Below are 13,461 nucleotides of genomic sequence, written 5' to 3' on the forward strand. Positions count from 1 at the left end.
CTAAAGGGCGCTTTAATGAAGTAACTAAAGCCTAATTTCTCACTTATAATACCGAGAAATTAGGCTTTTTTATAGTTGGATTTCCTTAACGTTGTAAATCCGCATTTTCCTGACGCTACCCCTTCTATCGGAAATTATGTGATTGATTATAGCAGGAACCCTGTCATCAAGTGTTTTTTAGGGAAGATCGTGAGCTACTTTGCGGTCTATGACAGTAACCCTGTCACTAGGCCTTTTGGTCAAGCTCTTTTTTATGTATGAAAATTAAACTAACGCTGGAGTTAGTACAAATAAGATATGAATCGGTTCATCGCTTTTGTTCAAAAATCGATGTCTAACATTTGGCGGAATGCGTACGACATCACCTTCATCTAAAAAATATTCAGTGCCTTCCAGTTCAACATACGCTGGGCCTTTCATAATGACAGCAATTTCTTCTTGATCATCGTGTGAATAGTAACTTTCCGTAGTGCTTGCGTTTGCATGTAAATCCATCAGTAAGAGTTTAATATGTGCTTTCATAAAGTCTGGCGTTAACACATCATAGACAACATGGTGACGATCTTCGCGATATACTTTCTTTCGATCATGCTTCCTCGATATAAGCGAATCCGTATTAATTTCATTAATGAAAAGGGTAAAGAGAGGCACATTTAATGCTTTTGCAATGAGCTCTAGCACACTTAACGAAGGATTTGCTTGTCCTCTTTCTATTTGGCTAATAAGTGAAGTGCTGATTCCTGCATAATCAGCGAACTCACGAATTGTCATCCCATTCTTTTTACGATAATGTAATACCGTTTGCCCAAGGCGAAGATTGTTCATAGAAAAGATCCCTTCCAAAATAATATATGTTTAACTCGTTTTGTGCTGACATACTAAACATGGAGAATTAGTGCTTTTTTCGGTTACATAAATAATTTATACTGACATTTGTATATTATAATATATCTTTTTTATTATTATAAACACACATCTAGAAAAGGGGAACAGACTTGAAATTACCACTTATTTCTTACGTGTCTTTGTTTTTCGGCGTATTTGCGTTATCTACTTCAGCCATTTTTGTAAAATTAGCAGATGCCCCTGTGACTATTACAGCATTCTATCGGATGTTTTTTGCAACAGTAATGCTTTTACCCTTTTTATTAGTAAATAGAAAGAATCGAAAGGAATTATGTTCGCTGTCAAAAAAACACTGGGGACTCGGGTTATTATCAGGTGTATTTTTAGCAGTCCATTATGTATTGTGGTTTGAATCGTTACAGTACACATCTGTGGCAAGTTCGACGGTAATTGTGACATTACAACCGCTGTTTTCAATGGCTGGAGGCTATTTTCTATTTAAAGAGCGCTTCAGTAAAGGGGCTATAATCGGATGTTTCTTGGCGATTTCCGGAAGTATTGTGATTGGATGTAAAGATTTTCAGATTAGTGGACAGGCGTTATTTGGTGATATACTTGCTTTTATTTCGGCGGGCGTCATTACAGCTTACTTCTTTATTGGCCAGCATGTTCGCAAAATGCTATCTCTTATCCCATATTCCATCATCGGTTATGCCAGCAGTGCATTATTTTTAAGTATTTTAGCTTTCAGCCAGCAAACATCTTTCGTTGATTATTCCACCCAAACATGGTTGGTCTTTATTGGATTAGCGTTTGTTGCAACGATATTAGGGCAAACGATTTTTAATTGGCTATTGAAATGGCTAAGTACCTCAGTTATTTCAATGAGCATATTAGGAGAGACGATTGGAACTTGTATACTCGCTTATTTCATTTTGGATGAGGTCGTTTCTTTCCAACAAGGTATTGGTATCGCACTCATCTTAATCGGTCTAGTGGTATTTTTACTACAACAAAGAAATAACAAATCCATGAAGACTACCTCCGATTAAAAATAGAGGATCTGCTTGCGAGAAAGACTTATTTCAAATATGGTAATTGAAATATCTATATAAATAGATATAATAAGACATATGGATACCATGATAATCTTTAAAGCGTTGTCTAATGATACTCGAGTGCAAATTTTGAAGTGGTTAAAAAATCCGGATGAAAATTTCGGTCCACAATTGTATTTACCACCGGATGCTGACTTTAAAGGAGGGATATGTGTAGGAAGCATTCAAGAAAAAACAGGATTAGCACAATCCGTGATTTCCAGCTATTTGATGCTTATGAAGAAAGCTGGACTTTTGGAATCCAAGCGATACGGGCAATGGACCTATTACCGGAGAAATGAAGAAACGATTCGTAAATTGGCCGACTATATCGAAAATGAAGTGTAGGTAGCTTCAATAAATTAAAGCTACCTGTTTTTTATAAATACGTATATCTGTTTATATAGATATGTATATTTATAAAAAATTATATTACAAGGAGAAGAGAAGCATGGAAAAAAACAGCCCCCTATTTTTTATTGCTCTAGGTATATTTGGCATTATCAATACTGAGCTTGGTGTAGTTGGAATTTTGCCGATGATCATGGAGAAGTATAACGTTACCGCAGCACTGGCTGGAATGCTTGTTAGTTCATTTGCTCTTATTATTGCCCTGTTTGGTCCCTGGATGACGTTATTAATGTCAAGGTTGAACCGTAAGACAGTATTAATAGGTATTCTGCTCCTATTTGCTGTCTCTAATGTGATTTCGGCTTTTGCTCCGAGCTTTTATGTACTTATGGTTTTCCGAATGATTCCCGCTTTCTTTCATCCGGTTTATTTCTCCATTGCCTTTGTATTAGCCGCTGCATTATCGGTAAAGGAAGAGGTCGCGAATGCAAGCGCAAAGGTATTTCTTGGGGTCAGTATGGGCATGGTATTGGGAATTCCGCTTACTTCCTATATTGCAAATCAATTTTCACTAAGCACTTCGTTTTTATTTTCTGCCATTGTGAATGGGATCGCGTGCGTTGGAATAGGAGTAATGGTTCCATTCATACCTGGAAAGGAAAAAATCTCATTTGGAAGACAGCTTAAGATATTGTATAAACCCGCTTTGTGGTTAAATATCGCTGTCACATGCTTCATACTTGCTGCTATGTTCTCCGTATATAGTTATTTTGCTGAATATTTAGGACAGAGATTCGACATGAGCGGAAAGCTTATTAGCGTGATGCTTGTGATTTTCGGTGTTTGCGGTGTGGCGGGTAACTGGTATGCAGGAAGGCTGTTAAGTTATCGCATGTTGAGAACCGTACTGCTTTACCCTGTAGCTTTAGGAATTTGCTATTTACTTCTTTTTTATATAAAAACATCGCTACTTCTACTATGTGGGATTATCATTGTATGGGGAGCAATTCATACAAGTGGACTTATTGTAAGTCAAATTTGGCTGACATCAGAAGCTCCAGAGGCTCCGGAATTTGCTAACAGTTTATTTGTGTCTTTTTCAAATTTGGGTGTGACGATTGGTACAGCAATCGGAGGCTGGTTTATATCTCGGCTCGGAATAACAGAAGTCGTTTGGAGCGGGTTACTTTTTGCAATCCTGTCGTTTTTATGTATTGTCGTAAAAACCATATATTTCGACTTAAATATAAAGTCATCTGAAAAAGCTATGGTTACGGAAGAAGATTGACGGAAATCATTCTTAAACGCCATTTAATTCTAAAAATAATACGTCATTTAAAAAGAAAGTGACAACAAATGATAAGGATAGATCCTGCAAGGAGAAGGGGACAGATCATAAAATAAAGAAGCAAGATCAAACGACGAAAGCCTAACATATTCCCTTATAGGGAGTGTATGTCAGGCTTTTTGATCGTATAAGAAAGTTTAAGTTTGATAAAGTGATAAAGGACCGGGCGCACGCCTGATTTTTCTTACATTTATAGGAAATAATCATATGGACTAGAGCAGCTACCCTATCATTACCCCTAATAGTGATGTGGTGGTATCTCCAACTAGGAATCTAAAGATCGAAACATGACCATCGGTAAAGTAATGATGGAAATGGAAAAAGAGCAAACTGGACGTTCGGACCGCGAGATTTTCAATCAAATGGAGCGACAGTTTTAGGTCATGGAAGAGTCTGTACGTAAAGGGATTCAAGAACCAGTTATGTCTCGTAGTGGGATCACCGGTGGGGATGCCTTTCGCGTTTATGAATATATCAATCAGGGACGTACATTTATCCATCCACAAACGCTACAAACGATGGCCTATGCTCTCTCTGTTTCGGAAGTCAATGCAGGAATGGGACGCATTGTAGCAACACCCACAGCTGGATCAGCCGGTATATTACCTGGTGTATTGGTATATGCACTAGATACTGGACGATACTCTCGAGATACCATTATTTCATCGTTGATGACAGCGGCTGCACTTGGTCTTGTTATCGCTAATTCCGCATCCATTTCTGGAGCTGCAGGCGGATGTCAAGCTGAGGTCGGTTCCGCAACCGCAATGGCAGCGGGTACATTAGTAGAAATTGGCGGAGGTACAGTAGGTCATGCCGTTGGATTAGCTATGAACCTCTCCCACCTACGCTAACGCGTAGAGGAGGGAGTTTCTTACCACTCCTATCGATGAGGCTTCTACGCATAAGGAGATTGGCCCCTTATGCTCGATACCGTGTCGGAAGCCCTCTCGCTATGTAGGTAAGCAACATCTATACGTTTCCGTATAGATGGGTCGGAACAGACCTTCTACTACTTCTGCTTACGCAATCCGTAGATACTTTTGTTTGGTTGGCACATCGAAATGCCGAATGTCTCCATGTACCGCTTTGCTTAGGATATTCCGTGCTCCATGGACATCCCGGTGTTCTTGATAGCCACATGCACACGCATAGTTTCTAGAAGATACTTTCTTTTTCTTCTTGCAGACAGGACATGTCTGACTTGTATACGCTTCGTTCACTTCATGCATGTTGATTCCTTCTTGCGCTACTTTATATTTGAGATACTCTTTCACTTGTCCAAAAGACCAGTTGGATAATTTTTGTGCTTGTTTTCGATTGGTTTTCTTTTTCTTACGAGTGTTTCGTTGAACCCCTTCAGGATTTCCTATATACACATCCGATACTGATTGCTTGATGCACCATTCCACAAAGTTGTGGGTTGCTTTATGTAGTGCATCCTGAAGCTGCTTCCCGGATTTTGACAACACATATTGTTTGGCACGCCCGTATTTTTTCCATTGGCGAGACCCTTTTTTACACTTTGATTGCAGACGCTGGATTTCTGCAAGTTTCTTGTTGCGCAAACGGTGAAGGGAGCGGATTTTTCTTCCTGTCACGATTAAGGCTTGCCCCTTTTCACAAAAAGCAGCCAGCGTGTGAATTTCGCCCAGATCCACGCCAACGGCTTGTCCGGATTGATACTCTTTATTCTTTTGTCCATCTTCAAATGAAACGGCCAGATACAATCCGTTGTCATAACACAATTCGATTTCCTTGATGGTTCCTTGGGGAAGATTTGAGGCATACACAACAATTGGCTTTTCACGTTTGCCATTGTGGTTGCCCATCGAAAGTTCAATTTTTCCGGTGGGATCAATCTTGAAGCCGTCTTTGGCCCATTTCGTGTTATAGTGGTTCTTTTTCTTGTAGGGATAACGTGTCGTTGTGTGTCCTTTTTTGATGGTTTGATGAGCGGAATCTCTGGCGAAAAGATATTTGTGGCAAACGGCTTGGATGGATTGGCTATGTAGGTGGAATTTTCCTTTGGTTTGTTTTTGCAGTTCAGATTTGGAGATCCATTTCTGATATTTGAGGTAGCAGTTTTTGGCTAACTGCAAACACTCATTCCAAACACGTGCAGATTCACGGTTGCAGGCAAATAACCGATCTTCATCGGCCTTCGAGGTGCGAACATACACTTTCTTGGCACGAATCATATGCACTCTCCTTTCCCACACTCCTGATTTGAAGGTACTATCCAAAGTATAACAGGCGATCAAACGTTCTGCAAGGACCAGGGTAGGCTGTGCCTACCCGAAATTCATCTCCCATTTTCACTGGTACTACAAGCACCTGCACGTTTAGAAGTGGGAGACTTCTTTCGGAAGAATGTTAAAAAACTCGTTGGGTCTTGTATGTGATCCCGTTGGTGGCCTGGTAGAGGTTCCGTGTATCGTTCGCAACGGACTCCATGCAATCACCGCTTTGGCAGCTGCTGATATGGCGTTAGCGGGAGTAAAAAGCATGATCCCTCCAGATGAGGTGATCCAGGTTATGCATGAAGTAGGTACAGAAATGCCAGCGTCTCTTCGTGAAACGGGGATCGGAGGGTTAGCTGGAACACCTACGGGAAAAGCATTGCGGGAAAAAATTTTCAACAAGAGCAAAGGGTGAATCCCATTGAAATACACAAGTGTGTTTGAAATTATTGGTCCAATCATGGTGGGGCCGTCTAGCTCCCATACAGCAGGAGCGGTTCGCATTGGAAACATCGCCCGACAGATACTGGATGAACATCCGACAAAGGTGACATTTCAACTTATGGGCTCGTTTGCTGAAACGTATCAAGGCCATGGTACTGACTTGGCTTTGTTAGCGGGGATTTTAGGTATGACTACAGCTAGCAACGACGTTCCGATATCCGATCAGATTGCGTCCAAAATGGGCGTTGAATATAGCTTTACGAAAGCAAATGCTGGGATGCACCATCCTAATACTGTGCGAATTGAAGCAACCGGGCCTACCCGGTCCGTAAAATTACTTGCTAGCTCCTTAGGTGGTGGAAAAGCCGAGGTGCAGGAACTCGATGATCTGCCCGTAAAATTTACAGGAGAAAAGCCGACATTGATTCTGTACCATACAGATCAAAAAGGTTTTCTGGCGAAAATCTCCCACATTCTCAACATACAAGGATATAATATTGCACGATTGACGTTGGAAAGGTGGAAAAAAGGGGAATTGGCGATTACGGTTTGTGAAGTCGACGAAATACTACATGATGAGATCATACAAATGATAAAAGCATCTATCCCTTTTTTAAAGGATATTAAATTGGTGCAAACCATTTAGAAAATGAGAACTTTAGTTTAGAATGATTAAGGCGTGTTGATCATACGTACTGAATCAATAGGAGTGAGCACGATAACATGGGCATGGCAGATAGGATATATAAAGATTTAGTCAATGATGTGTTGGAAAATGGAGACTGGGATAAAGACCAGAAAGTAAGAACGGTTTGGGCAGACGGCTCACCTGCTTATACAAAAAGTGTAATCTGTAAACAAGTTACATTTGATAATCTCGAAGTACCGATTTTGACCACTAAGAAAGTAGCTTGGAAATCTTCCATTCATGAGCTGCTTTGGTTTTATGTAAAACGAACAAGTGACGCTACGTACCTCGATGAAAACAATGTGAAGATATGGAAAGAGTGGACAAACCAGCATAATAACATCGGAAAAGCGTATGGTTATCAATTAGGAAAACCAATTATGCTTAAAGGAAAATTGACGAATCAGGTACAAAATTTGATTGATGAACTAAAAAATAACCCGGCTTCAAGAAGGCATATTATTTCACTATGGAATATAGATGATTTAGATCAGATGGGGTTGTATCCTTGCGTTTGGAATAACCAATGGATGATTAAAAAAGGCAAGTTACATCTGATTGTGCAAATTCGTTCTAACGATCTAGCTTTAGGGCACCCATTCAATATATTTCAGTATTATGTACTGCAAAGAATGGTATCGCAAGTTACAGGGTACGAGCTAGGGACGTTAACATTTAATATTAACGATCTTCATATATACGAGCGACATATTGAGCCACTAAAAGAACAGATGAAATGCGAGCCATTCCCTGCACCAGAACTATGGATAAATCCTGACGTCAAAAACTTTGACGATTTTACAATCGATGATTTTCAACTAATCGGCTATGAACATCATCCAACAATTAAGATGGAGGTGGCTATTTAATGCTTTCCATGATTGTAGCGATGGATGTAGATAGAGGCATAGGTAAAGATAATCAGCTATTATGGCATATTCCAGAGGACTTGCAATATTTCAAGAGTATAACGAGTCATAAAGTGGTGGTAATGGGGAGGAAAACCTTTGAATCAATTGGCAGGCCACTTCCTAATAGGACGAATATAATCTTGACCAGGGATCCTTCCTACAAGGCTCCTGGCTGTCTTGTCTATAATTCCATCGAAGATATTCTTTCAGAAAATATGATGGGTGACGATCGTGCAGAAGTAGTCATTATAGGTGGGGCAGAGATTTACCATTTGTTTTTGCCTTACGCAGATCGATTGTATATCACACAGGTGAGCGGGACTTTTAATGCTGATACTTTTTTTCCGGTATTATCAAATGAACAATGGAAAATGATTTCTCGAAAAAAAGGAACGCAGGATGCCCCATACGAATATTACTTTGAGATTTATGAGAGAGAGATAGAGCAATCAATCTAAAGTCATTCTTCGGAGTGGCTTTTTCTTTTTAGGAAAAAGTGGATGAACAACATGAGTCAATGGATAATCAGTTTAGCAGCCGGAACGATATATGTATGGGTAGCATCAGCATCGTTAACACTACCCATACATCCTATGCAATCTTTTCTCAAAAACTAGTTTCTTATCCTCGTCACATACGGATAAATCGGATCTCTCAATTCGAAGTCATACGTTTCTCCATTCACAATTCCTACCACCTTCTCGCTGTCATATAAATCGAGCAAGAAACCGGCCATTTGTTGAGCCGTATGGAACTTAGGAATAACACCATCATATTCAAAATTATCAACATCAAGGGACCGTTTCGCAAATTCGGTCTCTGTTGCAGCAGGGGCCAAGACTTTTGCTTGCATGGCTGCTCCTTTTTCTTTCAATTCTTGTGCTAGACCTTCTGTAAAGGCACTTACATAGAACTTTGTCGCGCAATAGCTCACAGCATCGGCAACAATTCTGTATCCTCCGCCTGAAGAAATATTGATGATTTGTGTTCCTTCAACATCTGCATAGTCACGTACATAACGAGAGGACAGAACGGTTAATGCTTCAATATTCAAGTGAATCATCGTCTCAATTTTATTTAAATTTTGTTCCCCAACGGAAGCAAAGTTTCCAAACCCAGCATTGTTGATCCAGGTCTCGATCTGATAATCCTGAAGACTTTCGTAAAATTCATGAACATTTGCAGTAACGGATAAGTCAACGGTTCGAATGACAACATCCAGGTCTGCGTTAATGTCAGCCACTTTTGATTTCAACTTTTCCAACTCCTCCGTTCTGCGGGCTGCTATGATTAAGTTTTTTCCGCGAGCCGCAAAAGCAAGAGCTGTTTCATACCCAATTCCTGAACTGGCACCCGTAATAACTGTATATTTCATGTAAATTCCTCCTGAATTTTATTCAATTTCTTTTATTGTGAATGAACTATGAGTTGATTATACTGATTAGAGTAAACTCTAAGTCAAGAAAAAAGGTCAATATGGAGGTTTCTTATGCACACCATTGGTGAAGTGGCTAAAATTTTAGGGATAAGCACACATACATTGCGGTATTACGAAAAGGAAAAAATTATAGCTCCCGATCGTGATGCAAGCGGAGACAGACGATATAACGATTCACATATTAAATGGCTGCAATTTGTTATCAAGTTAAAAGAAACGCAAATGCCCATCGCGAAAATAAAGAAGTATGCTTCATTGTTTTTAGAAGGAAACCATACCACACTAGCTCGATTAAGCCTTTTAGAAGAACATAAACACTCTATAAAAAAACAAATCAGAACGCTAAAAGCTGTGGATGAGATGCTTGAACGTAAAATTGCCGCTTACAAAGATTTCATCAGTAAGCAAGATGAGACGCAAAATATAAAAACGACTTGAGATACCACCATGCATCCAACTTCCTTCTAATCTACACAAATTACCAATGCAAAATATGGATTTCTCCTTAATTTATAGTATAATTTTATTTAATATTCAGAAATATATACAAGGAGGGACTATATGTAGTGAAAAGTTTAAAAACTAGATTGATTACGTTTATCTCATTTCTTCTATTTGGTGGGCTTGTTCTCTTAGCTGTAATTAGCTACTCAAGTGCGTCTTCCATTTTAAAACAAAGCCTTGAAAAAGAGGCAGAAACAGAAGCCCTTCGCTTAACAGAACAACTCGATGTATTTATCCAGCAGCAGAAAGCAATCATCGCTTCTCTTGCAAAAGTAGCTGCCGAAAACTACGGTGATGAAAAAAAACAGCTGGCATTTGTCCAAAAAGCCAAAAAAGATTGGCCAGAATTTGAAACGGTTGTCTTTTCTCATGAGTTAAGCGGTAAAAGAGCGATAACGGATACAGGTCAGGTCATCGATGTATCGAACAGATCGTACGTAAAATCTGTTTCAGAAGGGAAAACCGTCATTATGGACCCGGTGTATTCCAAAGTAACCGGGAAAGTCATTACCATTGTAGCTTCTCCGCTGATAAAAGATGGACAAGTGGTCGGTTTTATTGCCGCAGGTATCCCTGTAGAGGCAGCAACAGCAAAAGTAGCACAGGCTAAATTTGGAGAAACAGGATACGCAGGATTATTTGGGGTAACTGGCCAGATTATTTGGCATCCCAAAAAAGAAATGATTGTAAAAGGAAATGTAACCGATTTCAAAATACCTGAGCTTGTCACCATTCATCAGGAGATACAAAAAGGGAAACACGGGATCTCGTTCTATACCATATCCGGGAAAGAAAAACTTGCGGCCTATGCTGGTACACAAGATAAATGGGGAATTATTATCGGTGCCCCGCTCGATGAATTATACGCTCCGATTGATAAACTACGAAATGAATTGCTGATCATCACACTGGTCGTTATCGTGATTGGCGCACTTATTATGTATAGCATTACCGGCACGATTACAAGGCCGATTGAAAAGCTGAATGAAGCCTTCTCCGTTCTCTCATCTGGCGATTTAACACATGAAGTGCATGTAAAAGGAAAAGATGAGCTCTCCCAACTATCCGCACATTTTAACAAAACAAATCATACCTTAAAACAACTCATTCAAAGCATCTCTACGAATTCCAGACAAGTGGGGTCCTCAGCTCATACCTTTTTAACAAACGTATCACAGGCCATACGAAGTGCAGAACAAGTTGAACAAACGATAAACCAGGTAGCCTGTGGTGCACAATCCCAAGCGATTAGCATTGAAGAAAGCGCGCGTGCTATGCAAGAGATGAGCATTGGCATTCAACGTATCTCTGAAAGCGCATCGAATGTTGCTGATTCTTCCCAGGAAGCTGTAAAAAATGCAGAAGAAGGACAGCATACGATAAAAAAAGCAACTCTGCAAATGGATAAAATCAGCATGGTAGCGCAAGAATCAGCTACTCTTGTAAAGGTATTAGGCGAGCGTTCGAATGAGATCAGCAGCATTACAACAGCGATTACTTCGATCTCCGCGCAGACAAACTTGCTGGCATTGAATGCAGCGATCGAAGCCGCACGTGCTGGTGAGCAAGGGAGAGGGTTTGCTGTTGTAGCGGATGAAGTAAGAAAATTGGCGGAGCAGTCTGGCGAGTCTGCCAACCAGATTAGTACACTGATCCAGGAAATACAAAACGAGACCGAAAATGTAGTGGCTACGATGAATAAAGCAGTTGAAGAGGTTCAGGTCGGCATTGATGTAGTAAACCATGTAGGAGAAGCCTTCAATACGATTGTGAACTCTTCACAAAGAGTCGCCGTTGAAATTCAGGATGTGTCCGCTGCAACGGAGCAGATCTCCGCTGCCTCTCAAGAGGTGCTAGCTTCTGTGGAAGAATTAAACCGGATTTCTCATGAAGCCACTCATTACTCCAAAGAGGTAGAAGATGTAACCGAAAAGCAGGTCCGCATTATTAAGGAAATTGAAAACTCGGCGTTACAGTTACAACAAACGTCCGTTTCATTAGAACAATCCATTAATGAGTTTAAAGTGTAATACTGTAATTTTTTGTCCCTTTCTCTATGGAAAAATGATAGGATGAGAAGAGAGAAAACTAGAGAAAGAAGGACCGCACGTGCAGGGGAAAAAACGTAAAGCAGCATGGGGGATCTGGGTTGCGATTATAGGTCTACTCCTTATCGCTCTTACAAATGTATGGGTGAATGGAGGGAAAGAAACGTTCGCGAAAATGACAGAGAATATAACGGCGACAAAGTCTGAGCCTGTATCACAGCCAGAAACAGTAAAACCGGAGACGACTACGGTACAGCCAAAACAAGCAGAGGCAGATTCAGCACCAAGTACATCCGATTCAGTTAAACCACAGCCAGCAAAGCAGGCAGAACCCACAGCGACACAACCGGCTGTAGCACATCCACCAGCTGTAAAGCAGGCAGTAGGTATGGAACTGGGTAAGAAAATTACTGAACTGCCGATTCCAGGTGAAAAAGTAGTCTATTTAACATTTGATGACGGTCCTGGTCCATATACCAAGCAGATGGTTGATATCTTGAATGCAAACAAAGTACAAGGTACGTTCTTCTGGATTGGTCAAAACTTCAAGCCGGAATGGGCACCATATGCGAAGCAAATGCTCGCACAGGGCCACCAGATTGGCGCACATTCCATGCGTCATGAGGCGATGGGCAAGAGAAGTAAAGAGTATCAAAAGCATGATTTGCTTATGACGGCCGCTCATATCGAAAAACTGACTGGCCAAAAGATTATCTACTTCCGCCCGCCCTACGGCTCGATAAATGCTTCGAGCGTACCTGTAACAAAAGAAGTTGGGCAATATATGATTCTCTGGCAAGCTGACAGTCGTGACTGGGCATTAGCACACAACCCGCAGCAAATTCTCACCAATATCAAAAAAGAGATAAAACCAGGCGCCATTATTTTGATGCACGAACGTGCACAAAGTTTACAAGTATTGCCGCAAGTGCTAGCCTATTTAAAACAAAATGGCTACACGATTCACACACTACCAACAGGAAAATAATGCGATACAGAATCACAAAAAGCTGAGATGAATGCATTCATCTCAGCTTTTTTTTGCTAGAATAGAGGAGACAAAAAATATAGATAATTACAACAGAGGTGTAAGATGACAACCATTACAATCCAGGAACTGTGTACCGAAGAGGAAGTTGTACAGATTTTTCCGCTAATGAAAGATTTGCGTCCGTATCTTGACGAGGAACGCTTCCGTGAAATCTGGCGTGCCATGCAGCCAGATGGCTACCGTATCTATGCAATGTACGACGGAGGGGAGATTGTCGCATTTACCGGTATTCAAATCCGAACAAATATGTACTATTTCCGCCATGTATTCGTGCACGAACTCGTAACACGAGCAGATATTCGCTCGAAGGGATATGGCGAGAAGTTGCTTACGTTTGTACATGAGTGGGGACGCGAGCATGACTGTGTAACAGTGGCGCTTGAATCCGCTCTCACACGAGTAGACGCACATCGATTCTATGAAACAAAGATGGACTATGATAAGTTCTGTTACTCGTTTAAAAAATCATTATAAAGCTTAGAAACACAAGGC

Annotated in this window: 14 protein-coding genes and 1 pseudogene; 12 read left to right on the top strand and 3 right to left on the bottom strand. The window is 40.6% G+C overall.

The window, feature by feature from the left end:
• Positions 1 to 264: 264 nt before the first annotated feature.
• On the bottom strand, positions 265 to 825 hold the full coding sequence (locus tag CB4_RS12825; RefSeq protein ID WP_096466181.1) for a helix-turn-helix transcriptional regulator: 561 nt from the start codon (positions 823 to 825) through the stop codon (positions 265 to 267).
• A 170-nt stretch (positions 826 to 995) separates the two neighbouring features.
• Between CB4_RS12825 and CB4_RS12830 the strand changes: the two genes are divergently transcribed.
• From CB4_RS12830 to CB4_RS12845, 4 genes are all read left to right on the top strand, one after another.
• On the top strand, positions 996 to 1,898 hold the full coding sequence (locus tag CB4_RS12830; RefSeq protein ID WP_096466182.1) for a DMT family transporter: 903 nt from the start codon (positions 996 to 998) through the stop codon (positions 1,896 to 1,898).
• An 81-nt stretch (positions 1,899 to 1,979) separates the two neighbouring features.
• Complete coding sequence (locus CB4_RS12835) at positions 1,980 to 2,291, top strand: ArsR/SmtB family transcription factor (RefSeq protein ID WP_096466183.1); 312 nt, start codon at positions 1,980 to 1,982, stop codon at positions 2,289 to 2,291.
• A gap of 103 nt (positions 2,292 to 2,394) precedes the next feature.
• Positions 2,395 to 3,582, top strand: coding sequence for an MFS transporter (locus tag CB4_RS12840; protein WP_096466184.1), 1,188 nt, complete (start codon positions 2,395 to 2,397; stop codon positions 3,580 to 3,582).
• A gap of 443 nt (positions 3,583 to 4,025) precedes the next feature.
• The gene (locus CB4_RS12845; protein ID WP_231955997.1) at positions 4,026 to 4,496 is read left to right on the top strand and encodes an L-serine ammonia-lyase, iron-sulfur-dependent, subunit alpha; all 471 of its coding nucleotides are present in this window, start codon (positions 4,026 to 4,028) and stop codon (positions 4,494 to 4,496) included.
• 168 nt (positions 4,497 to 4,664) lie between these two features.
• Here the strand turns inward: CB4_RS12845 and CB4_RS12850 are convergent, their stop codons facing one another.
• On the bottom strand, positions 4,665 to 5,843 hold the full coding sequence (locus CB4_RS12850; protein WP_096466185.1) for an RNA-guided endonuclease InsQ/TnpB family protein: 1,179 nt from the start codon (positions 5,841 to 5,843) through the stop codon (positions 4,665 to 4,667).
• Between the two features lie 166 nt (positions 5,844 to 6,009).
• Here CB4_RS12850 and CB4_RS12855 point away from each other — a divergent pair.
• From CB4_RS12855 to CB4_RS12870, 4 genes and pseudogenes are all read left to right on the top strand, one after another.
• Positions 6,010 to 6,300 (top strand): annotated as a pseudogene (locus CB4_RS12855) (L-serine ammonia-lyase, iron-sulfur-dependent, subunit alpha); the annotation flags it as partial.
• A gap of 6 nt (positions 6,301 to 6,306) precedes the next feature.
• The gene (gene sdaAB / locus CB4_RS12860; protein WP_096466186.1) at positions 6,307 to 6,975 is read left to right on the top strand and encodes an L-serine ammonia-lyase, iron-sulfur-dependent subunit beta; all 669 of its coding nucleotides are present in this window, start codon (positions 6,307 to 6,309) and stop codon (positions 6,973 to 6,975) included.
• Between the two features lie 77 nt (positions 6,976 to 7,052).
• Complete coding sequence (gene thyA, locus CB4_RS12865; RefSeq protein WP_096466187.1) at positions 7,053 to 7,886, top strand: thymidylate synthase; 834 nt, start codon at positions 7,053 to 7,055, stop codon at positions 7,884 to 7,886.
• Positions 7,886 to 8,386, top strand: coding sequence for a dihydrofolate reductase (locus CB4_RS12870; RefSeq protein WP_096466188.1), 501 nt, complete (start codon positions 7,886 to 7,888; stop codon positions 8,384 to 8,386). The genes thyA and CB4_RS12870 overlap by 1 nt, the downstream gene beginning before the upstream one ends.
• Positions 8,387 to 8,541: 155 nt before the next feature.
• On the opposite strand, the gene CB4_RS12875 is transcribed toward CB4_RS12870, so the two are convergent.
• Positions 8,542 to 9,303, bottom strand: a complete 762-nt coding sequence (locus CB4_RS12875) for an SDR family NAD(P)-dependent oxidoreductase (RefSeq protein ID WP_096466189.1) — start codon at positions 9,301 to 9,303, stop codon at positions 8,542 to 8,544.
• Between the two features lie 114 nt (positions 9,304 to 9,417).
• On the opposite strand from CB4_RS12875, the gene CB4_RS12880 reads away from it, so the two are divergent.
• From CB4_RS12880 to CB4_RS12895, 4 genes are all read left to right on the top strand, one after another.
• Positions 9,418 to 9,804, top strand: coding sequence for a MerR family transcriptional regulator (locus CB4_RS12880; RefSeq protein ID WP_096466190.1), 387 nt, complete (start codon positions 9,418 to 9,420; stop codon positions 9,802 to 9,804).
• A 128-nt stretch (positions 9,805 to 9,932) separates the two neighbouring features.
• A complete protein-coding gene (locus tag CB4_RS12885) occupies positions 9,933 to 11,900 on the top strand; it encodes a methyl-accepting chemotaxis protein (protein WP_096466191.1) in 1,968 nt (655 codons plus the stop codon).
• Between the two features lie 79 nt (positions 11,901 to 11,979).
• Positions 11,980 to 12,906 (top strand): polysaccharide deacetylase family protein, encoded by a 927-nt coding sequence (locus CB4_RS12890; protein WP_096466192.1) that lies wholly within the window; start codon positions 11,980 to 11,982, stop codon positions 12,904 to 12,906.
• A 105-nt stretch (positions 12,907 to 13,011) separates the two neighbouring features.
• The gene (locus CB4_RS12895; protein ID WP_096466193.1) at positions 13,012 to 13,443 is read left to right on the top strand and encodes a GNAT family N-acetyltransferase; all 432 of its coding nucleotides are present in this window, start codon (positions 13,012 to 13,014) and stop codon (positions 13,441 to 13,443) included.
• Positions 13,444 to 13,461 lie beyond the last annotated feature (18 nt).

Origin of the sequence: Aneurinibacillus soli, assembly GCF_002355375.1 — a bacterium.
In the GTDB taxonomy this organism is placed as follows: Bacteria; Bacillota; Bacilli; order Aneurinibacillales; family Aneurinibacillaceae; genus Aneurinibacillus; species Aneurinibacillus soli.